14 protein-coding genes are annotated in these 22,580 nt (G+C 47.1%); 4 read left to right on the forward strand and 10 right to left on the reverse strand.

The window, feature by feature from the left end:
- Nucleotides 1–133: 133 nt before the first annotated feature.
- Complete coding sequence (locus ACOCLE_RS24655) at nucleotides 134–1,453, reverse strand: UDP-glucose dehydrogenase family protein (RefSeq protein ID WP_419534667.1); 1,320 nt, start codon at nucleotides 1,451–1,453, stop codon at nucleotides 134–136.
- A 175-nt stretch (nucleotides 1,454–1,628) separates the two neighbouring features.
- Here ACOCLE_RS24655 and ACOCLE_RS24660 point away from each other — a divergent pair, with 175 nt between their 5' ends.
- The 3 genes from ACOCLE_RS24660 (at nucleotide 1,629) to ACOCLE_RS24670 (ending at nucleotide 4,658) form a co-directional block, all read left to right on the forward strand.
- The gene (locus ACOCLE_RS24660) at nucleotides 1,629–2,411 is read left to right on the forward strand and encodes a glycosyltransferase family 2 protein (protein ID WP_419534668.1); all 783 of its coding nucleotides are present in this window, start codon (nucleotides 1,629–1,631) and stop codon (nucleotides 2,409–2,411) included.
- Between the two features lie 16 nt (nucleotides 2,412–2,427).
- Nucleotides 2,428–3,564, forward strand: a complete 1,137-nt coding sequence (locus ACOCLE_RS24665) for a glycosyltransferase family 4 protein (protein ID WP_419534669.1) — start codon at nucleotides 2,428–2,430, stop codon at nucleotides 3,562–3,564.
- Between the two features lie 65 nt (nucleotides 3,565–3,629).
- Complete coding sequence (locus tag ACOCLE_RS24670) at nucleotides 3,630–4,658, forward strand: glycosyltransferase family 4 protein (RefSeq protein WP_419534670.1); 1,029 nt, start codon at nucleotides 3,630–3,632, stop codon at nucleotides 4,656–4,658.
- A 194-nt stretch (nucleotides 4,659–4,852) separates the two neighbouring features.
- Here ACOCLE_RS24670 and ACOCLE_RS24675 read toward each other — a convergent pair whose 3' ends face one another.
- The 8 genes from ACOCLE_RS24675 to ACOCLE_RS24710 form a co-directional block, all read right to left on the reverse strand.
- Nucleotides 4,853–5,596 carry a glycosyltransferase family 25 protein gene (locus ACOCLE_RS24675; protein ID WP_419534671.1) on the reverse strand — a complete coding sequence of 248 codons (744 nt, stop codon included), beginning with the start codon at nucleotides 5,594–5,596 and terminating at the stop codon, nucleotides 4,853–4,855.
- Between the two features lie 275 nt (nucleotides 5,597–5,871).
- A complete protein-coding gene (rfaQ, locus tag ACOCLE_RS24680) occupies nucleotides 5,872–6,975 on the reverse strand; it encodes a putative lipopolysaccharide heptosyltransferase III (protein WP_419534672.1) in 1,104 nt (367 codons plus the stop codon).
- Between the two features lie 158 nt (nucleotides 6,976–7,133).
- Nucleotides 7,134–8,411, reverse strand: coding sequence for an O-antigen ligase family protein (locus ACOCLE_RS24685; RefSeq protein ID WP_419537260.1), 1,278 nt, complete (start codon nucleotides 8,409–8,411; stop codon nucleotides 7,134–7,136).
- 253 nt (nucleotides 8,412–8,664) lie between these two features.
- On the reverse strand, nucleotides 8,665–9,477 hold the full coding sequence (locus tag ACOCLE_RS24690; protein WP_419534673.1) for a DUF1338 domain-containing protein: 813 nt from the start codon (nucleotides 9,475–9,477) through the stop codon (nucleotides 8,665–8,667).
- Entirely contained in the window at nucleotides 9,474–10,745 is a 1,272-nt protein-coding gene (locus ACOCLE_RS24695; RefSeq protein WP_419534674.1) for a hydrolase, read from the reverse strand. Before ACOCLE_RS24695 ends, ACOCLE_RS24690 begins: the two co-directional genes overlap by 4 nt.
- 220 nt (nucleotides 10,746–10,965) lie before the next feature.
- Nucleotides 10,966–12,180, reverse strand: coding sequence for an aspartate aminotransferase family protein (locus ACOCLE_RS24700; RefSeq protein WP_419534675.1), 1,215 nt, complete (start codon nucleotides 12,178–12,180; stop codon nucleotides 10,966–10,968).
- A gap of 301 nt (nucleotides 12,181–12,481) precedes the next feature.
- The gene (locus tag ACOCLE_RS24705; RefSeq protein ID WP_419534676.1) at nucleotides 12,482–15,592 is read right to left on the reverse strand and encodes an efflux RND transporter permease subunit; all 3,111 of its coding nucleotides are present in this window, start codon (nucleotides 15,590–15,592) and stop codon (nucleotides 12,482–12,484) included.
- A gap of 4 nt (nucleotides 15,593–15,596) precedes the next feature.
- Nucleotides 15,597–16,682: an efflux RND transporter periplasmic adaptor subunit gene (locus ACOCLE_RS24710; RefSeq protein WP_419534677.1), complete on the reverse strand. Its 1,086-nt coding sequence runs from the start codon at nucleotides 16,680–16,682 to the stop codon at nucleotides 15,597–15,599.
- A 400-nt stretch (nucleotides 16,683–17,082) separates the two neighbouring features.
- Between ACOCLE_RS24710 and ACOCLE_RS24715 the strand changes: the two genes are divergently transcribed.
- On the forward strand, nucleotides 17,083–18,363 hold the full coding sequence (locus tag ACOCLE_RS24715) for an ISKra4 family transposase (RefSeq protein ID WP_419534678.1): 1,281 nt from the start codon (nucleotides 17,083–17,085) through the stop codon (nucleotides 18,361–18,363).
- A gap of 8 nt (nucleotides 18,364–18,371) precedes the next feature.
- Here the strand turns inward: ACOCLE_RS24715 and ACOCLE_RS24720 are convergent, their stop codons facing one another.
- Nucleotides 18,372–22,484 (reverse strand): cadherin-like domain-containing protein, encoded by a 4,113-nt coding sequence (locus ACOCLE_RS24720; protein WP_419534679.1) that lies wholly within the window; start codon nucleotides 22,482–22,484, stop codon nucleotides 18,372–18,374.
- Nucleotides 22,485–22,580: the final 96 nt, after the last annotated feature.

Consider the following 22,580-nt stretch of genomic DNA (forward strand, 5'->3'; position numbering starts at 1 on the left):
TTACCTGTGGTGGAACCACAAAGGACACGAAGGCCATGACGTTTTTTCTCTGCTGTCTGGCATTTTTGTCCTGAGGGTGTTGTGATTACAAAAGTTATTTAAAAAAGACACTTTACTGAGTAGAAGCCCCGCATTAGCGGCCAATAGCGTAGTAAGTGAAGCCTTTCTGTTTCATTCGTTCTGGTTCGTACATGTTACGGCCATCAAAAATCACAGGCTCTTTTAATAACGCTGATATCTGGTCAAAGTCGGGAGCACGGAACTGGCGCCACTCGGTGCAGATAACCAGGGCATCAGCGCCCTTTATTGCCGCTTGTGGTGTACCAGACAGTGTCAGATCATCCCGAAGACCGTAAATGCGTTGCGCTTCTTCCATAGCCTCTGGGTCATACGCCTGAACAGTTGCTCCGGCTTTCCAGAGCGCTTCCATCAGCACACGGCTCGGAGCGTCGCGCATATCGTCCGTATTGGGTTTGAATGCTAAACCCCAGAGCGCGATGGTTTTACCCTTGAGCTGACCGTTAAAGTGAGTACTCAGCTTGGTGAACAGAACATTTTTCTGCTGGGCGTTTCGCTCTTCAACTGCTCGCAGAATCAGCGGTTCAAAATCAATTTCTTCTGCAGTTCTTTTCAGGGCCTGAACGTCTTTCGGAAAGCAGGAGCCACCGTAGCCACAGCCTGGGTAGATAAAGTGAAAACCAATACGGGGGTCAGAACCGATTCCCTGACGAACCATCTCAATGTCGGCACCCAATCGCTCAGCCAGACCAGCCATCTCATTCATAAAGCTGATTTTGGTAGCCAGCATACAGTTCGCTGCATACTTGGTCAGTTCAGCGCTACGAACATCCATAAAAATCATACGGTCATGGTTGCGATTGAAAGGGGCATAAAGCTCTTTCATGGTATCAACAACATAGTCTCTGTCGGTACCGACCACGATTCGATCCGGTCTCATGCAGTCATTAACGGCAGCCCCTTCTTTGAGGAACTCAGGGTTGGACGCAACCGAAAACTCAAGTTGAACGCCTCGTTTCTGCAGGACCTCTGTCACCTTTGTAGCCACTTTATCTGCGGTGCCGACAGGGACAGTGGACTTGTTAACAATGATTTTCCGGTCATTCATGTGCTCGGCAATGGTACTGGCCACGGCGAGGACATATTGCAAATCAGCAGAACCATCTTCATCCGGTGGGGTTCCCACCGCAATAAACTGTAATGTGCCATGGGCTATACCTTCAGCAGCATCCGTAGTGAAGTGCAGCCGTCCAGCCTGACTGTTCTCCTTTACAATAGGCTCGAGCCCAGGCTCGTAGATAGGAATGATGCCGCGCTTAAGGTTAGCAACCTTGTTTTGATCAATGTCGACGCAGACAACATCGTGACCCACTTCTGCCAGAACCGCAGCCTGTACCAGACCAACATAGCCGATACCGAAAACCGTGACTTTCATACCGAATGGTTACCATGGAAAATTAATTGGGATTATTCTAACTGAAAGCGGATTGGGCGGAAATGTCAGGCTGGTAAAGCGTCTCGTTTACTGGGTTCCACAAAGCCGATATGATTCGTCTATTTTGCTGGCTGGATCTTCGAGACAGCTTCTGACAAAGCGAACCGGGCCACTCATGTCTCAGTCGAATACCCTTTCTATTGTCCTGATTGCCAAAAACAGCAGTGCTACTCTGGAGAGTAGCCTGAGTTCCGTGCAATGGGCGGATGAAATCATCCTTCTCGATGCTGGCAGTACCGATGACACGGTTGAGATCGCCACTCGTTGTGGTGCCAAGGTATATCAGCACACTGATTGGCAGGGGTATGGCAGGCAGCGTCAGATTGCCCAGCAGTATGCAACATCGAACTATGTGTTCATGCTTGATACGGATGAGCAGGTAACCGATGAACTCAAGCTCAGTCTCTTGGATGTGCTGTCAAAACCGCTTCAAACCAATAAAGTCTATTCCTGTGCCCGCCGTAACTGGTTTCTGGGTCGTTATATGATGCATTGTGGCTGGTATCCGGATCGAGTCCTTCGCCTCTATCTCAATAACGAGAGAACCTATAACAGCAACCTAGTGCACGAATCCGTTGATACTGCCGGAGCAGAAGTGATCAATCTCAAGGGTGACCTTCTGCACCGTACCTGTGATGACTACATGCAGTTTCAGCAGAAGCAACTGGCTTATGCTCGAAGCTGGGCTGAAGAGCGTTTCCTGAAAGGTAAGAAAGTCGGTCTGGGGTCTGCTTTTGGCCATGCGCTGGGGGCTTTTATCAAAACCTTTTTACTGAGAAAAGGCTTCCTTGATGGCGGGCACGGACTCCTCCTTTCATTGGTAGTTACCCAGTATACGTTCAATAAATATGCCGCACTGTGGGCAATGGGTAAGACCCGAAAGCAGACCGGTGAATGATGGGGCTCCTGAGTTTATGATCAAGCTAGCGATTGTCAGACAGAAGTATCGACCCGATGGCGGTGCTGAACGTTTTGTGGCATCTGCCTTGTCTGCACTCTCTCAACAAAAAGCAGAGCAGCAGAAGCTGGATATTACCGTATTAACCCGACAGTGGCAGGGGGCACAGAACCCTTCTTTTCACGTTGAGGTTTGCAACCCGTTTAAATGGGGAAGAGTCAGCCGTGAACGGGGTTTTGCCAGGGCAGCACAAAAGCACTTCTCCAGTTTTGATCTTGTACAGAGCCATGAGCGCATCCCGGGTTGCACCATTTATCGTGCCGGGGATGGTGTTCATAAATGCTGGCTTGAGCATCGCTCAAGAATCATTTCTGACGCCCAGTCGAAGCGAATGAAAAGTGATCGCTTTCACCGTTATGTGATGGATGCAGAGAAGCAGATGTTTGAGCATCCACAGTTGAAAGCGGTGATTTGTAACTCCCATATGGTGAAAGAGGAAGTGTGCCGGGAGTTTGCCATCGATCCAGAGTCCGTTCACGTTATCTACAACAGTGTTAATCAGGAAAAATTTAATCCAACTCTGAAACAGGCTGAAGGTGTGAAAGTTCGGGAAGAACTGGGCATTGAGGCTGGCGCAACGGTGATGTTGTTTGTTGGGTCTGGGTTTGAACGGAAAGGACTGGCAGCTTCACTCGAGGCCGTTGCTGCAACAAGCGCGCACCTGATTGTTGTTGGCCAGGATAAGAAGGAAGGAAAATATCAGCAGAAGGCCCGTGATCTGGGGTGTGCTGACCGTGTTCATTTTATGGGTATGCAAAGTGACAGCAGCCGCTTTTATGGGGCTGCTGACGGCTTTATTCTGCCAACAATCTATGATCCTTTTCCGAACGTTATTCTGGAGGCGATGGCATCAGGGATTGGAGTGATCACCAGTACCAGCTGTGGTGGGGCTGAGATTATTGAGGAAGGACAGAATGGCTACTGCTGTGATGCACTGGATATCCCCGCTTTATCCTCTGCCATCAACGCCTTTTCTGATAAAGGTCATGCCGAGAGCCTGGGCATGATGGCTCGGGAGACCATTAAACCATTCACTTCAGAGCGGCTTACAAACCAGCTGTTATCTCTGTATAGCCAGATATTGAATACTTGAGAAAAAGCATGAAAATTTTACATACAGAGTCATCCTGTGGATGGGGTGGTCAGGAAATCAGAACCTTGACTGAGTCTGAAGGGATGATTGAGCGTGGCCATCATGTGACCATCGCCTGTCCTGAGCATTCAAAAATTTATGAGGCCGCTCTGAAAAGAGGTATCCCGGCGGTAGCTCTTCCTATTCAGAAAAAGAAGCTATCTTCTCTGTGGGCGATGCATCAGTATCTGTCAGCGAATAACTTTGACGTTATTAACACCCACAGTTCTACCGATAGCTGGCTGGTTTCACTCTGTCTTGCCTGGAAAAAACATCGACCAAGAATTGTACGAACCCGCCATTTATCGACAGCAGTACACAACAACCGAAGTACATTGTGGCTATACAATAAAGGGAATGACTTTATTGTCACTACAGGAGAGCAGCTGCGCCAGACATTGCACAACCATAATGGTATTCCGCTGGAAAAGATGAAATCGATTCCTACCGGTATTGATCAATCACGCTTTGTACCAGCAGATAACAAAAATGAAATTCGCCAGACTATGGGTTTACCTGTGGATAAAACCATAGTCGGTATTCTTGCAACCCTGCGCTCCTGGAAAGGCCATGAATACTTGATCAATGCTTTTGCGCAGTTGTCCAGAGAGGATATACATTTGTTGATTGTTGGTGATGGCCCACAGTTTGACAATGTTCAACAGCAGGTTGCAGAACTTGGTATTTCAGACCAGGTGACGATGCCTGGTAACCAGGATAATGTAGTGCCCTGGCTACAGTCGATGGATATTTTCTGTCTTCCTTCTTATGGTAATGAAGGGGTGCCTCAGGGAATCATGCAGGCTATGCTGTGCAAGCTCCCCATCATATCCACCGATGTTGGCAGCATTCTTGAGGTTCTTCATCCCGGGAAGAATGGCTTACAGGTGAAGACCAGAGATGTTGACACTGTGCGTGAGGCTCTTGAAACATTAATTGCTGATTCTGAAATGAGGAAAAAATATGCAACGTTCAGCTGCGAGTTTGCACTAACTAATTGCACTAAGAAAAAGATGGTTGATGATATGGAGATGATATTTAGGGGCGAGTATTAAATCTCTTTGGGTCATATTCCCCGCCGCTTGCGGCGAACGGCTTAAAGAACTAACGTCATACCCCGCCCCTTGGGGCGGGGTGATTGATTATTAACTATAAGCATTAAGGAGTGCTTATAATAGGATTTTATATCCGGCTTGGTAAATATTGATATAATCTGCCAAGCCGTGATTTTTATTCAGGTATTTCTTACTTACTGATGATTGATTTTTAGCTTTAAATTAAAAAATAGTCTTCTTATATTGGTGTATGCGGCGTAGCATTCTCTAATGAGTTTTTGCCATAATTTGGGCTTTTTCTGTTCCTTGGAGCCTGTATCTGTTGGATAGCTGCCATTTTTCACGCATAAGGGGTGAAGAGCATACGATGGCAGTCTATGAAACCAAGACATGTCAATATAATGATCTACTGCCATGACCCAGTCTTTTGAATTATTCAAGAGCTTTTTAGCACCGCATGGTGAAAGAGCATACGCTTGGGTACCTCTTGGGCCTTTAAGGTATCTTACTAGCATATGCGGTTCTTTTAGTGCAGTTATGTTTACAAAAGGCTTTTTAAACGTGGCTGCAAGCCTTATGTATTCATATCTTTCAATTGTTTTTTCAATAACATTAACAGCACTGCTAAAATCCTCCGATAAAATGATATCATCCTCAAGCACTATAATCGGCCTATCTAACTCAATGCATTTTTCCCAAAGCTTATAGTGGCTTGCATAGCAAGCTATTTCTCCCGGAGCAAGTGAATTCCCCCAGATTTTTTTTCTTTTCTTGTCATTATACTGAAAACAAATTTCAGAAAAATCTGGCTGTTGGTAATCTATAGCTGTAAAGAAATGGGCGCTAATATTTTTTTCAGCCAACATTTTTTGCATATGAGTTCTGCGTTGTTCTGAACGTTGCAGATTGATGATGAATATATGAATAGTCGAGTCCACTATATTGCCTATAAAAAAAGTAGCCACTGAGTAATAGCTAATTAGTCAACAATAGAACACTCCAATATACCACCCATTCAAACGGCTCAGTTCTGGTTAAGCGTTGGTACACTCTCTCGAAGCCAGAAAATCAGGATATTCCAGAAATTACACCTATCCTCATTAAAGCAGGCACTTAGTGGTGCTGTGGAAAAGTTCCAACAATTATCTGGAACTGAGCCCATTCAAAAATGGGCGGCTAATGGATGTCTGTATATTTGAGGTCATCGCGTAGTTTATCTGCTTTGAACTGCTTTGTCAGTTTCGTCTATTCTTGATAGGGTCTTATTAATTTCTTGTATTACAGAATTAGTACTTATAGCCATCATTCCTTTGGATATTTTTCTACCTTTTTTAAGATAAACCTCTAGGTTTTTGTTCGAGATAATGCAATGAATGCCGTTACGCTGAACGCCTGATATAGACTGATAGTTACTGCCAGCTTGGTTATCCCAAGGGCCCCAATGGTTGGGTTTGCTTGCTCCAAATAGTGCTAATACAGGTGTGTCTGTTGCAGCAGCAATATGCATTGGAGCAGAATCAATGCCAAAAAATAAACAGGCTTTAGAAGCAAGATATGCATAAGACTGTAGTGTAATATGTTCAGGTAACTGCTTGGGTGGGTGGCGGCAGAATCTAATAATTTCATTTGCCATTGCTTTTTCTGTGGAGTCAGGCGATGTTGTCAAGAGTACTTGTTTCATATGCTTTTCCTGAATGAAGTCAATACATTCTGCAACCCTTTCAGGTGCCCAACATTTAAACATCCATCTGGATACAGGATGAACAATTACATATCCTTTTTTAAGGTTTATTGAAGCTAGTAGCTGGTCAAGGTGTCTTTCGTGATTTGTGTTCCATCCTAGAGTTACTTTACATTGAACTTTTGTAGGACTCAGGACTCTAGCAAAGTTAAGATCTTTTTCTACAGTATGTGCAGAAGACTCAAACTCAAAGGTGGTATCAAAACGAGCAAGCCGGCTGATCAATGTTGGCTTTTTGATATAGCCCATCCGTCGCGATGCTCCTGATAGAGCACTGATGATACAACCACGATCACCTTCAGTAAGATTAATAACGAGGTCGTACTGTCCTTTGAACTGCCGGTAAAATTCTAGTTCAGCACGAATACGCTGCCAGAAAGTTTGTTTGCTTTTCTTGCCTCGGGAGTATGGAATCACCTTATCCACATGGGGATTATCGGCTACTACCTGAGTGCAGAAATCGTTAACGGATACATGCAGCTCAGAGTCTGGATAGATGGCTTTCAAGCTGGCAAACAGTGGTGTTGATAGTAAAACATCACCGAGATTACGAAACTTGGTCACAAGAATTTTCATAAGCAAAGCCTTGCTGTTTTTACCATGAAGCAGCTTATAAACAAGCCCTTGCTGTCTTCATAGATACGACGGCACTCATGCCAGAATAATGGTTAATAAACGTTGTAATGCCAGCAGAAGGTAGACTACTCGCTGCTGGCTTATTGTATTCATTCCGGCTAGAGAGCATGATCCTCAGAGTTTTGGCTGGATTTTTTCATTGAGTGCTCAGCAATATTATAGGTCTGAGAGGTGATGATTTTTCTATCGGATTGTCTCTGAAGGTATCCCAGGGAAAGGCCAATCAAACAGAAAGCCAGTTGTCCATGTTCGACATAGAGGGTTGAGTTACCCATACCTCCAACAATGATGTAAATACCTGTCATGACTCCGATAACTGGTTCCAGCTCCAGCTTTCGGTCAGAGTAGTATTGCTTAAGCCACTGCAAGTGCTTCCATGCTGCAATAAAGATAAAGCTTAGAATCAGCAGTAATCCAATATAACCTCTATTCAGCAGAACCGAAGAGACCATGTTGTGGCCATGGTTTGTATGGAAAAAGCGTTCAGCTTCGTATGGAATTCCCCGTTGAGCAGCTACAGACTGCATATACTCTTCACTGGTGGCAATATCAAAATGGCGATCGCCAGCACCAAACACCGGGAAATCGGGGAGCACAAAAATTACGGAGTTAAAAATAACATCTCTTTTGCTTAAAAATGAGCTGCCAGTATCACCACCTTGAGCGTGGTATGTTGCTTTAGACTCAAACTTTTTCAACGCTGAAATATGATCACTGGCAATAAACACTAACGCGCCCATTGCTATAACAGATAGTGCCAGTGTGACAGCATTTTTCACATTGGGTTTGAGCTGTATGCAGATAGCTGCAACACTCATAACAAGAGCCACACCAAATGCGGTCATGGACTTCGAAATGATTAATGCTGCTGCAAAGAAAAAAGTCAGCAATAGAGGCAGGGCCTTTTTCCACCCCTTGTTCATCATAAATAGTGCAAGTGAAACGCCAAAGGCAATAGCAATGTAAAGTGCCGACTGATTTACGTGGCCTACGGAGTTGAGCTCAGAGTGTTCTGCTCCATCACGAATCCAGACATACCAGGACTCAAGAACAGCGATTAAAGTTCCCAGAATGACTGATGAACCCAAAAGGGCGACTTTTGGGGTTGGTATTGAGGTTCTTGAAATCAGTATTGCTGGTAAAATCAATTTGGTGAACGTCAGGGCTCCGCTTATTGGCTTCTCCCAACCAAATGGATTGGTGTAGGCTGAGATAAAGCCTGTTGCTAGAAACAGAGCAAGAACCCATTCCCAGGAGCGAAGCTTTCCGCCAAAATCCTTTGCTCTCCAGCTTTGTACACACCAGGTAATGATATAAATCACTAACAGCAGGTTTTTTGGGCCTTCATAGATTGGCAGCACAAAAAAGAAAGCCACCAACAGAAATAGCTCTGGCTTCGATATGGCTCGCATAAGTTAGGTTACCTTTAACTTTGTTTAGGCCTAAATCATTGATCTGGCTGGTAATCTGGTGATTGAAGGAGGGAGGCTGGGCAACGTTGGCCAGCAACTACACTGTCTTCTCTAAAAAACAGCGTAGTGTAACTGGTATTGTTTCAAGATTCAGTAAACGAAAGATAAGGATTCAACCTCCTGAAAGCCATTCATTCAGTAAGCTGCCAGGGTCAGCTCAGGATTTCGGGCTGACATCGGTACTTTCAAAAATCTTATCCGCAGACGCTGCCACAAACCCCTGGTAAAGCTGACCATCGGGCATTGGGTATCGCAGGGCAAACTCGTAATAGCAACCGGGTATTTTCAAAATACCATCGGTAAAGCTGACTTCGATCTCTTTAGCCAGTGTTGAGGACTGTTCGAGTAAAACATCCGGTGACCCTTTAATCAGACCTCCACTGGTATTCATGGCATAACCATTGTCCTGCAACAGTTGATTGACACTTTGAATATCTGGGTGTGAGCTCAAATGATTAATGGATACCGTAAAGTGATTGGGGCGAAAGCCATGGGCAGCAACCCAGGAGGCATACTCACTTTCACTGGCGAGTTTCTGATACTGTTCTTCACTGATATTCCAGGGGCGACCGGAATAGCAGAAGCCCTGTTGGCTTACCGAGTCTTCTGAAACCTGGGATACCAAGTCTTTGATAATCTCCTGACAGTGCTTAGGGAGCTCCTCAACCTTCAGCTCACTGATAAAAACCTTGGGCAGAGTGTCATTGGTATGCTGGTAGTATTTGGCATAGAGCTTTTTAGCCGGGAACTGATAGTCATCAACGGCCTGGTAGCCAGCATCAAGAAATGGTTTTGCTATTTTATCCAGGGATACTTTGTCGAGATTGAAGGTGCGAAGGGCAATATGGTCATTGACCACCATACCTTGGTTTAGGTTGGCAAATAGCTGGTGGATAGGTTTGGCATCCGGAGTCAGTGCCAGATAATCCTGCCACATGGCATCCAGTAACTGCTCAATGGTAAGTTTCATTTTTCACCTCCTGTTAGCCAATCCAGCTGATCTCCATTTGCGCTGTTATAGGCCAATGTCAGTAACAGGGCGGCACTGAGGCGTGCTCTCGGTACCAGACTTTTAACGTTTAAATATTCCTGATCACTATGGATGGCCCCACCCTGAACCCCAAGAGTATCGATATTGGGGATACCTGCTGAGGCAAGGTTATTACCATCACAACACCCCCCTGTAGGTTTAATGTCTAGTGGAATACCCAGCTCATACCCGATGTTTTTGGCTAGGGAGAGCAGCTGTTCGTTGGCAGGGCTAAGCACTTTGGGTTTGCGGGTAAATCCACCGTGCAGTTCCAGCTGAATGCCATCACGCCTGTTGATACCTTCAATGATTTCTTCAAGCTTTTGCAGGCACCACTGTTCATCTTCCGGTTGTTCCAGGCGAATATTGAACTTGTGAATACAGCGGTCGGGGACAATGTTGGTCGGGCCACCACCATGAATGTAGCCGGGGTTAAAGGTGATCCCTAGCCGCTGACCATTCAGATCGTCCATGGCAGACACAAAATCGCAGAGGGCTCGGATGGCGTTTCGGCCCAGATGGTGTTCACGACCGGCGTGAGCCGCTTTCCCGTGACTGACAACGGTAAAGTTGCCACTGCCTTTACGCTGACCGGCAAGGTTGCCATCAGGAAAGCAGGGTTCGAATATCATGCCCAGATGGACGCGTTGCGCAGCCTCTTGAATCAAGGTGGCTGAACCAGGTGAACCAATCTCTTCATCGGGGTTAAATAATATCTCCCAGCCGATCTGATCAGCCCATGGGCTTTGCTCAAGCACTTCCAGTGCCTTGAGCATCACCAGAATGCCGCCTTTTAAGTCAGTAACCCCGGGACCATTGATGGTGTCATCGTCCAGCCAGCGAACCTTTTGAAAAGGGCTGTCTTTCGGGAAAACGGTATCCATATGACCGCACAGAAAGACCTGCAGGGGGGCTTCAGGACGTTTGCGAATTCTTAAGGCATCACCCAGCGGGTGTTGAATGATCTCTCCACTGTCGTTTACGACCTCCCACGGGGCGACAGGTATGCGTTCATGGTCTTTTGATAGATGAGTGGTGAACTCCTGCAGTTTTTCCAGAACCTGATTAACGCCTTTCTGGTTCAGACTGCCAGAGTTGATTTCAGCCAGTTCGATGGCTCTGGCCAGCATTTCATCATGCTGATCATTCAGTAAATCCAGCCAGGGGAGAATCTCTTGAGGAAGCGTGTTACTTGTCGGCTTAACCATATTGGTATGCCTCGTTTTATTTATTCTGAGGTCTATACCCATCGCTTTTCAAGCTACTACACTGTTGACTGCGCTCACTGGGACGCCAGCTTGGCCCGATGACTTACTCTTTGTAAGCTCACGGAGCTTCACTTACTTGCCAACGTGTAGCAACCTGAAATTCTTTGGGTCTATGTATGGCTAAAACACCTCTGCTGAAGGGCAGAGGTGTTCAGGGCTCTCAGGCGGAAACTACTTGAGCAACCGCTCTTTCCAGACGTGCCATACCCTCATCAATGTCTTCATCAGGAATAATGAGTGATGGTGCAAAGCGAAGAACATTTGGCCCGGCAACCAGCATCATCAACCCTTCATTTGCGGCAGCAGCAAGAAAATCTTTGCCTTTACCATGATACTTCTCAACCAGCTCAGCACCAATCAGCATGCCTTTACCACGGATGTCGGCAAAAATACCGTATTTGCTGTTTATGGATTCAAGATGTTTCCGGAAGCGGTCATGCTTTTTACTGACGTTATCCAGTAGCTGTGGATCATTAATGATTTTGATCACTTCCAGCGCTACTGCACAGGCCAGTGGGTTGCCGCCGTATGTGCTGCCGTGCGTACCAAAACCAAAACTTTCTGCCACCTTGTCATTGGTTAGCATGGCGCCAATAGGGAAGCCACCGCCAAGGGACTTGGCGCTGGTCAGAATGTCAGGTATTACACCAAGCCCCATATAGGCAAACAGCTCACCGGTTCTGCCCATGCCGGACTGAACTTCGTCAAAAACCAGCAGAGCATTATGCTGGTCACAGAGTTCTCTGACGCCTTTCATAAATTCAGGGTCGGCAGGAATAACTCCTCCTTCCCCCTGAATGGGCTCAGCGACAACGGCACAGGTGCGGTCAGAAATGAGGGCTTTCAGTGCATCAAGGTCGTTATAGGTCGTGTGCAGAACACCGCCAGGAACAGGCTCAAAACCTTCACAGTATTTCTTTTGACCGCCTACGGTCACCGTAAAGAGCGTTCGGCCATGGAACGATTGGTAGAAGGAGATGATCTCATGCTTTTCCGGACCAAAGTTATCATAGGCGTACTTTCTGGCCAGTTTAAAAGCGGCTTCGTTGGCTTCTGCGCCGGAATTACAGAAGAAGACTTTGTCAGCAAAGGTGTTGTTGATTAACTGTTGAGCCAGTTCAAGAGCTGGTTCATTGGTATAAATATTACTCAGATGCCACAGTTCTTCACCTTGCTTTTTCAGGGCATCAATCAGTGCCGGGTGACAATGCCCCAGGGCATTGACGGCGATGCCGCCTGCAAAGTCCAGATATTCTTTCCCTTCCTGGTCCCAAACTCGTGACCCCTTCCCTCGCACTGGCACCATGGCCTGGGGCGCATAATTGGGAACCATGACCTGATCAAAGGTTGAGCGATCGACGGGGTGCTCTGACATACTGTTACCTCTTGGCTATATGGGGCTGCTATCTACTTTATACCCTTCGCCTTTCAAGCTGCTACTTTGTTGGCTGCGTTCGCTCTACCCGATCACTTACTCTTCGTAAGCTCACGGGGCTTCACTTACTTGTCGCCGCGTAGCAACTTGAAATCCTTTGGGTATAGAAATCTCACCAATTCGGCGATTTCCTGTCGTTTGAACTGCTTATGGCTGCTCAAATAGCTAAAGCCCGTTTTTATCATTTATAAGAATAATTCTACACAAGCCTTAAGAGTTTGTACGGGTATATTTACGGTTCTTATACGGTTTTCCCCTGCATTTTGCTGAACAGGTAGTAAAGTACCGGTACTACGACCAGGGTCAGTAGTGTGGATACCATCAGTCCACCGATAATTGTCCAGCCCATGGGGGACCACATGACCGAGTTAGACAGCGTCAATGGCAACAGGCCACCAATCGTCGTCATGGTGGTGAGCAATATTGGGAGCATGCGGGTTTGCCCTGACTCAATGATTGCGTCCTTCAGGCTATGTCCGCCCTTACGAAGCAGGTTGGCATAATCCACCAGAATAATGGAGTTATTGACCACGATACCCACCAGAGAGGTCAGACCTATAAAGGCCGTAAACGAGAAAGTGTATCCTGCCAGCCAGAGAGCAAGGACCATTCCGGTCACGGCAAAAGGAATGGCAGTAAACACCACGGCAGGCTGTGAGAAGGAGTTAAACTGTAAGACCAGTACAGCAAAGATGCCCAGCATGGCAATCAGCAATACTTTGGTCATGCCGGCAAAGGACTCTTTTCGCTGCTCCTGTTCCCCGCCTACCTGATAGCTCACACCTTCCGGCCAGTCGTATTGGTCCAGCTTTTCGACAATGGTGTTAGTCACCGGGTCAGCCTGATAATCACCTTTCAGGTCTGCTGTTACCCTGGCCATACGTTCTGTCATATGGTGTTGAAAACGGGGCAGGGCGCTTCTCATTTCCAGAGTGACCAGCTGTCGAATGGGAATCAGCTGCCCAGAGGCAGACTTCACAACCATATAGTTGAAGTCTTCTATTCTGGGACGGTATCCCGAGTCATTACTGCTAGCCCTTGTTTGATGGCCTTGATAGCGCACAATAATTGGATAATCTTCTCCCGCTTCATCCCGGAACTGGCTGACCGTCATCCCAACCAGGCTGGCCCGGATGACTTCATCAATAGACTGAATGGCCACGCCGTACATGGCCGCCTTCTCCCGGTTGATATTCACGTGCAGATCAATTTTTGGTTTATCGATCGGATTGTCAACATTCACAGTGCCAGGCGTGTCGAGCATGATCTGCTCAACTTCCCGTGAAGCAATGAGTACTTTGCTGAGATCATCACCCACAACCCGTATGGAAACCGGCGCTTCATAGGGAGGCCCCTGAAGCAGTTCCTTAACAGTAATTCGGGCACCGGGGATCAGGGCAAACTGAGTTCTCAGATCATCCACAAATGGTTCAACTTCACTGAGCTTTCCGGTATGAAGCCGCACTACCAGTTGAGCGTAATTCGGTACTTGTCGTTTAGGGAAAATGTTGTAGTAAATACGTGGGTTATCTTTGCCAATATTGGTGGCAATGGAGCGAACCAGTGGGTATGGTTTCAGGATTTCTTCAACCCGAATCGACATGTCCCGCGTCTGATCAAAACCTGAACCTTCCGGCAGCTCAATATTCACCAGGAACATGGGCTTTTCTGCTTTTGGAAACATACTGACTCCCAGCTGACCTGCCAGCAGTATCGAGCCAACGAGCACCATAATGGCAATGGTCAATATCTGCCACGGGTGCTTCAGAGAGTAAACAAGCGCTGTCCGGTAACCATTACGAGCAAATGATTGAACCAGTCGCAGCAAGACCGGATCTTTATTTGTCGTATCTTCGGTTTGTTTGCCTGCATGTCTTTTCAGGAAAAGGCTGGCGAGCAGCGGCGTCAGCATCAGCGCAACCAGCAGAGAAGCAATCAGGGTCAGGATAACGGTAACCGGCATGGACCGGAGGAATATGCCCGCTCCGGTCTGTAGCCCCAGTATCGGGACAAAGGCCAGTACCGTGGTCAATGTGCCGCTGACAACAGCCCAGCCAACCTGACTGGCACCTTTGGCTGCTGCTTCTCTTGGGCTTAGGCCTTCCCTGAGAAAACGGCTGACGTTTTCGGTGACCACAATCGCATTATCGACCAGAAGGCCAAGGGCGATGACCAGTCCGGCAATGGACATCTGCTGTAAGCCAAAACCGGCAATATCCAACCAGGCCAGACCAATCAGCACGGAAATGGGGATGGCCAGAATAACGACAATGGCTGAACGTGCACCCAGCAGGAAAAGCGTGAGCAGGCCAACCAGTACAAGGCCCTGCAGCAAACTGTCAAAAAACTGCGAAACCCGTTCATCAACAGACTCCGCCTGATCATGGGCAAGTACTACATCAATACCTTCAGGTAAATCTTTGCGAAAGTTATCCAGTACTGCATTCAGACCTGACATGACATCAAAAATATTGCTGCCTTCCCGCTGAACCACGCTGATAAAAACAGCCCTTGAGTCATTGTATCGAGCCTCATAGGTCGGAAGTGAGCTGGTCAGTTCAATCTCTGCAATATCCTCAACATAGATAATCTTGCCGGGAGCGGAATGAACAGCCGTTCTGTTGATCTGCTCGATAGTACGGAAATCACCACTGGTACGGACAGTAAAGCGACGCTCTCCAGCCAGTAAGTGTCCGCCAGGCAGGTTGGTGCCAGAGCGTTGGATAGACTGAACCAGATCTTCCAGACCAATACCCAGCTCTTTCATTTTGATCAGGTTGGCTTTGACATGAATCTGTTGCTCAGGCAGTGCTTCAACAGTCGCACGTTTGACGCCAGGTACTCGTTCAAACTGCTTTTCCAGCTTTTCTGCGAGGAATTTTAATGTGAGATAATCGTGTTCAGCTTTTCCGTTCGCGGTGGTCATTGCCACCTGAAGAACATTAACATCAATCGGTGAGATTCGGTCAATGGCAAGCACGGCGATGTCGTCTGGCAGCGAGTCTCTGATGCGAGACACTTCTGCAACAACATCGTCGTATTTATCCTGTGGATCGGTGCCGTACAGAAACTCGACCTGGATAACGGCCAGCCCATCTTCAATATTCGATTTGAGGACTTTTATGTCATCCAGCTCGTTAATGGCCTCTTCGACAGGATCAACGATCAGTTTCTCCATATCCAGTGGGCTGGTGCCGGGATAAACAACCCGGACCATGGCTGCCGAAAATTTGAACTGAGGGTCTTCCGAGCGGGGCATGGAGTTCAGGGATACCACACCCAGGGCAACCATCAGCAGAATGATCACCAGGGTAAAGCGGTGATGAGCAATGGCGATAGCGGGCAGTTTCATGGTGTTACTGCTCCTGCTGTGCTTTTTTATCTAAAAGTGTATCTACATAGGCTTTATCACTGGCAATGACGTTGACCTTTTCGCCATGCCTGAGCAATCCAGCTCCTGTGGTAATCAGGGGTTCGCCCTGTTGAATACCATCGCTGATTGCAGCCATACGTCCGTCAAGATAAGCGAGGGAGACGGTACGTTGCTCCGCAGTCTGTTGTTGCTGATCCAGAAGAAAGACTTTTGCGGTTTGTTTCAGGTCGTTTACTTCACTCTGAATAATTGCAGCTACAGGAATCAGGGCAACCTTTGTACCTGAGGAGGGTTGTATATCAATTTGCCCAACAAAGCCGGAGCGAAGCTGTGAGTTACCGACAGGTAGACTGATTTCAATCTCGAAAGTACCTGTGCTCGTTGCCAGAGGTGTCATTTGAGTGACGGTTCCTTCGAAAGCCTGAGCCGGCAGGGCATCAAAATAAATAGATGCTGTGTCGCCGATAGCTATACGAACAATATCCCGGTCCGTAACACTGCTTCGGATAACCCATCCTTTGCTTTCATCAGCAACCACCAGGATAGGCTGGTAAGGTGATACCAGCTCATTGGGTTCTACATGGCGCTGCAATACCAGGCCTGCTGCAGATGCATGGATGCTTGAATAGGCACGGTTGAACTTGGCAATGAGCAATTTACTTTCAGCAATGGTCAGTTCGGTTTCAGCGGACTGGAGTTTCTCAAGAGAAAGCACATTGGTTTTATGGAGCTGCTGGAAACGCTCCAGGTTTTTTTTGGCCAGTGACACTCTGGCTTCCGCTTCATCGACCTGAGCGTTGATTTCATCCAGTGCAAGACTGGCCAGCAGTTGTCCTTTGGTGACGGTGTTTCCCGCTTCGACCCGTATTTGCGTCACTGGGCCAGAGGTCTTAAACGAGAGCGTCTGCTGGGACTTGTACGACAGTATTCCACTGGTCTGGATGGGTTGAGAATACTCCTGATATTGAACCGGTTGTATTTGAACAGCAACAGGAGGTTTTTCTTCGGCGGTAGCTGAGGCTGTGTACAGCGTTATTGAGAATAAAGGGAGTAAAACTCTTTTTCTCAAAAAATATCCACAAAGCATTTGAGCAGTCCTTTGAGCCGGCGTTTTTCTTTTTAGGCTGGGCTCTTTTTGGTGGTACTAAAGTACTTTAATTTTATGATCGGCCATAGCTTACCTGATTATTTACATAACTTAACCATTTTCTTTTTCATATTCAGCCAAGTATGAGCTGCGTATTCTTAACGTAACGAGGGGGCAGTTGTTTTCTATAGCTTGGGATTTAGAAGGTTTCTGAAGTTTACTGATATGAATTAAGTGCCAGGATTTCTGTGAAGGTGTGGGTTGCTTATTCTAAAGGTTGGGGCAGATGTTTGTTGAACGGGTGCTCTCTCTGAATGATTGAAACAATAGTGCTCTATTTTCACAGCTACTATGGGAACACCACTCATAATAGTTAACTGTCATGCCCGCTTCTGTTATTTCCAGCTCTACCAAAAGCATCGTTTTGCAAATTGAAGTTTCTATAGATTCAGGCAACATGCTGAATCTTGAAGATAGTTTACAGCGTGCACTCAATGAAGCCGGGCAGCTTGGAACAAAAGAGTTATTGGGGCTATTTGAATCACCCAATAAAGAACCTATCGTCGTTAATCAGCAGAAGTGGAACTACAAAGGAAAGGTTCTTAAGCACTATGAAACCTTATACGGTCGTATACCTTTGGAGCGCTCCGTATATCAGGGTGTCAGAGGTGGCAGTACTCTGGCAGCACTTGATCTTCGTGCCGGTATTATTGGTTCAGCTACCCCCAAATTTGCCAAGTCTATCGCCTGGAAATACAGCCAGATGCCAGCGCCTGCGGTAAAAGAAGATTTTGAGACCAACCATCAAAGGACGCTTTCAAATTCTTATATCAAGCATTTATCGGACAGAGTAGGTGCATTAATTGAAGACCAGCAAGACACTCACTACCACCTTCCTCCACTAAAAGAGCCTGTTGAAACAATAGCCATTGGTCTGGATGGAACCTGCATGCTGCTTTGTGAAGAAGGCTGGAGGGAAGCCATGTGTGGGGCATTGAGCCTATATTCTGCAGATGGAGACAGGCTCCACACGATATATACAGCCAGTTCGCCAGAGTATGGTAAACAAAGCTTTATGAGCAAGCTCGACGAGGAGATTGCAGATCTAAAACGACTCTACCCAAATGCCACATACATCGGGGTAGCTGACGGGGCTAGAGAAAACTGGAGTTATTTGAAACAACATACCTCTGGGCAGATACTCGATTTTTATCATGCATCTGAATATTTAGCTGGAGCAGCGGAAGCACTGTTTCCAACCAGTAAGGCGAAGCGACACCAGTGGCTTGAAGACAGGCTACATAGTTTGAAAAACAAGCGTGGAGCAGCCAAAAAAATCCTTCAGGAAATTGAATCAGCCGAGCTCCCGAAAAAGACAATCGCACTGACAGAGAAGCGCTACAAAGCTGTGAGCTATTTTACAAACAATCACCAGTTAATGAATTATCATCAGGCGCTTAAACGCCATTGGCCAATAGGTTCAGGAGTTACTGAAGCGGCTTGTAAGACTCTGGTAAAGCAACGATTATGTGGTTCTGGAATGAGGTGGAAAGCAACAGGAGCGGAAGTGCTTTTGACAACAAGAGCACTGATCCAGAGTAAGGGGCGCTGGGAACAACTTTGGTCTGAGTTCATGACTGGAAAGGTTGAAGCTAACCTATGAGTCAGTTATCAAATTGAGAGAGCACCCATCTCATTAACATCCCATACATTGCGAATGACACCACCACCCACTGACTGATAGTCACTAACAGTTGCATCAAAAACAACGCCTCCAGTGGCATTGGAGAAATCCGCATCTGTTAGAGGCACAATCACTTCATCAACGCTCTGCGCCTTAATTAACAGTTTTGGTGCATCTGCAACAGCCGCAATCTCGATAGCGTAGCTTCCGCTGGTCTGATAGGTTCCATCAGTCACCGTGAAACTTAACTGGGCCGTTGTTCCACCCAGGTTATAACCCGGCCTGAATGTAAAGGTCCCATCCTGATTGTTGATCACATCACCAGCACCATTGATCACCTGCACATTGGACACACTGAGATCTGAGTACCCCCAGCCGGTAACCGTGTTCACCAGGTCAGCTTCAAGAATGGTTAAGCTGCTGTCTTCTGAGGTTGATGCTTCCAGATCCGAAGCCTGCAGTTCTGCGCCAGCATTGATATGAATGGTTTGAGAGACTGATGCCTCTCCTTCTGCCGAGGGCTCAGAAGAAGTTGCGGTTACGACTACATCCAACTGACCATTATGCCCCTCTGCCAGATCGATTTGCATGGTTTGCTGCAAAGCTGGGGTTGGAATGACTGCAGGCCCATCATTTCCAACAACTACGGAGCCGGCATATATTTGCTTGTTGGCAGCTCCCATATCAATGGTGTAATTAAAATCTGCAAAGTCATTATCACCACCACCGTATAAATCTTCAAAGCCATAAACAATGTCTCCATCACTGTTTAACGTTGTTTGAACATGCACAATACCATCTTCATTAAGGTTGTTACTGGCACTACCATGGAAGACAGCATCTCCAAATTGACTTTGAATGACCGTTTCTGAGCCATCATTACCCACAAATACCAACTGCGGATCATTCGTCTGCATGGTGACAGGTGAGCCATCAGAAGACCTCAATTCAAAGGTACCGTCCTGAAGCTGAGAAAAGTCGTTGTAGTTGTAGCCATTGGGAACAATAAACAGGTTGAAGCTCTCACCTTCTCCAACATTAAAGCTGAATGATTCCTGACCAGGAACCAGATTGCCTCCCCCCCCCTGCTGAGAGGCATTTTCATAAACCAGATGAACGTCACCAATGGAACCATCAGCATTAACCATGTAATAGCCAGCAGCATTCTGAAAACCAGCAGACTCTCCCTGAAATGTGACGGTTACTTCAGTTTCCGCATAGCTGGTCAAACCATTGCTCTGTTCCTCGAAAATAGCCTGACCATCGAAGTGTATAACTGACGACTCTGGCAACCCATCAACCGTCACGGTCACACTTTCAGAGTTGTCCTGATCCAGCGTTTCTGCCGCAATGTTAAGTTCAACACTGCCACCAGCTTCTGTGTAATAAGCCTGTCCCGCCATATCATTGCCATCACTGTCAGTGATTGACAGTATTGGTGCATCGGCGACAGCGGTAATCCCGAGAGAGAACACGACATCAATGTCAGATTCTCCATCGGACACGGTGTAACCAAATTCGGCATCCACACCACCAAGGTCCGGAGTGGGTGTAAAGGTATAGGTGCCATCCTGGTTGTTCACCAACTCACCGGAACCATTGGTGACCTCAAGACCGGAAAGACTTAAATCCGGGTTACCATTTCCATAAACCGCACCGAACAAACTCGCTTCGGTAATGGTGTAACTGCCATCTTCTTCGACCGTATCGCGCAACGTGGTTGCATGAAGCCGACCATTGAGATCCCGGACAATGGTCATATCATCCCCAAGGATGATAGAAACTGGAGAGCCTAGTGCAGATGCACCACCAAATTTGGCAATGGCCTGATCGTACGTGAATCGCCCCTGACCGGTTTGATCAAAGTACACAAACTGGTTATCAAAGTTGAAGTATTGATCCAGATCCACCAGTTCAAAGCCTTCAGGCACAAATGCACTGATATCCAGAACGTCCCTTTGTCCACCACCCGAGGAAAAATCCCAAATAGTGTCAACTTCACCATCATCACTGAGGATAAATGTATCGCTGCCAGCCCCACCGGCAAGAAAGTCCTTTCCCAGGCCTCCTGCAATCACATCATCGCCCTGACCACCATCCAGGTAATCATTCCCCACACCGCCTTTCAGGGTGTCATCACCATATTTTCCATAGAGGCCAAGACGCTGCGCACTGTCACCTTCAAATTCCCCGGTATTTCTGTTGTAACCAGACTGCTCGGTATACCCGGAACCATCCAACACATCATCACTGAAACCACCAAAGGCCCTTTCTATTCCTCTGGCTTTCAAGTCAAGATCGAGAGTGTCTCCGGTTGCGCCCTGAAGTCTGGCGGTATCGTATCCAGTTCCCCCTTCTACGGTTCCTGAAGCTAAATCCAGACCATCAACCGTTAGCTGATCGTTTCCTGCGCCACCATAGAGATGGTCTGCACTTTTTTCCTGCGACAGACCATCGCCGTCCATAATGTCATCACCGGATTGCCCTCGGAGAATATCGCTTCCCTGCCCACCTCGCAGCAGGCCGCCATTCTCATCAGCAATAAACTCAGACAGCGCATCATCACGGTTTAGTTCAATATTGGAACCATCTGCCAGCCTCAGAGTGATCAGGTTATCGATATCAACGCGTTCACCCCAGCGACCCAGCTCATTCGACTTATCAAACCTTGCTGCACCAGTGACATCTACATAGATACCAACATCAGTTACCTTGACATAAGAGTGGATGTTCTCGGCTGTCGCCTCTAACGGCAGAATATGCTGCAAGTCAATCAGATCACGATGCCCCTCTATACTTGTGTAGTCGTATAAAAGGTCTGACCTTAAATCGTCATCGGTTGTGGTTTCCAGTTGAAGCACGTATTCATCCTGTCCCGCACCACCAGTGACAAAGTTACGCCCTCGGCCTGCATCAATCAGGTCATTGCCGAGGCCACCATCCAGGTAAACGCCATCCGCATTACCCTGAAGCGTGTCACTGCCTGAACGACCATAGGTCCAGAGTTTATGATCAGCTACATCATCGTTTTTAGCCTGAGAGCTTTCAGCAACCTGAGTCGCATCCAGAATTTCGTCGCCATCATAACCATGGGCTTCTTCTATCTGCTGCTCATCCAGGCGGAAATTAAACAGTTCTCCTTCACGGCTTCGGAGAAATGCAGTATTGGTATTACCATCTGGACCACTGTCCGGCTCAAAACTGGAAGCTCTTGGGTTGTATTTATCGGTTCGGCTGGCCAAGACTTCTGAACTCTGGAATGACTCTCCTTCCTCTAAGCGGACACCAGCCTGCGCAAACACATTGAAAACCACCTGAATATTATTACCGATATCAACAATGATCACGTTTCGGGAAAAAATACTTTCTTCAGTGAAACGGGCAACCAAGTTGTCTTCGCTGAAATCCCCAAGACCTGACTCATCAATAAAGACGCCGTTTTCAGTGATCTTTAAAAAGGTGCTGAGGTTACTGGCATCAACTCCCTCCGGAAGTAACTGGCTTACATCCAACACATCTTTTTCAAAGCGGGTAGATTTGAAGTCCAGAATTTCAACAGAGTCTGGGTCATTCAGCACATATCGGTCAGCACCCGCTCCACCAATATACACATCGTTACCCGCTCCACCTTCCAGTACGTCATCTCCCTTGGCCCCATATAAAACATCAGCAGAAGCAGAGCCGACCAGCATATCCTGCTGAGCAGTACCAGTAACTTCATTCAGCTCATTCAGATCAATGTCTTCAAGAGATAGATCATCCGCCAGGGGATCGTTGGCAGTAACGGAGCGATCAAAATGAATGACTGACGTGTCGGCGATCTGAACAGCGACCATGGCATTGAGAGGTGGATTACCTGCAGCAAACCGAGCCACCTGATTATCTGCGGAAAACTGCCCGGCACCGGATGAGTCTACGAAAACCCCTGATGAGCTGATTTTGACAAACTGTTTGAGGTTAGAGGAATTGACCCCGCTCTCTGGAAGAAGCTGGCTGATGTCCAACACATCCTGCAGGGAGTCATCTGAGCGGAATTCCAGTTTTGGTATGACTTCAGAGTCATCAAGGGTATGGAAGTTGTTATTATTCTCAGAATTCATGGCCCGGTGTACTCCTTTACATCCACCACTCATTGCCAAAGCTTGTTCTTAAAGGCTCTACTATTTTGGTCTTATCTAGTTAATCTTAGACAATAG

The organism is Endozoicomonas sp., assembly GCF_965196975.1.
GTDB lineage: Bacteria > Pseudomonadota > Gammaproteobacteria > Pseudomonadales > Endozoicomonadaceae > Endozoicomonas.

Coding starts and splice junctions, on each gene's coding strand:
- ACOCLE_RS24655 (WP_419534667.1), bottom strand. CDS start 1,453: ATGAAAGTCACGGTTTTCGGTATCGGCTATGTTGGTCTGGTACAGGCT.
- ACOCLE_RS24660 (WP_419534668.1), top strand. CDS start 1,629: ATGTCTCAGTCGAATACCCTTTCTATTGTCCTGATTGCCAAAAACAGC.
- ACOCLE_RS24665 (WP_419534669.1), top strand. CDS start 2,428: ATGATCAAGCTAGCGATTGTCAGACAGAAGTATCGACCCGATGGCGGT.
- rfaQ (WP_419534672.1), bottom strand. CDS start 6,975: ATGAAAATTCTTGTGACCAAGTTTCGTAATCTCGGTGATGTTTTACTA.
- ACOCLE_RS24690 (WP_419534673.1), bottom strand. CDS start 9,477: ATGAAACTTACCATTGAGCAGTTACTGGATGCCATGTGGCAGGATTAT.
- ACOCLE_RS24695 (WP_419534674.1), bottom strand. CDS start 10,745: ATGGTTAAGCCGACAAGTAACACGCTTCCTCAAGAGATTCTCCCCTGG.
- ACOCLE_RS24700 (WP_419534675.1), bottom strand. CDS start 12,180: ATGTCAGAGCACCCCGTCGATCGCTCAACCTTTGATCAGGTCATGGTT.
- ACOCLE_RS24705 (WP_419534676.1), bottom strand. CDS start 15,592: ATGAAACTGCCCGCTATCGCCATTGCTCATCACCGCTTTACCCTGGTG.
- ACOCLE_RS24715 (WP_419534678.1), top strand. CDS start 17,083: ATGCCCGCTTCTGTTATTTCCAGCTCTACCAAAAGCATCGTTTTGCAA.
- ACOCLE_RS24720 (WP_419534679.1), bottom strand. CDS start 22,484: ATGAATTCTGAGAATAATAACAACTTCCATACCCTTGATGACTCTGAA.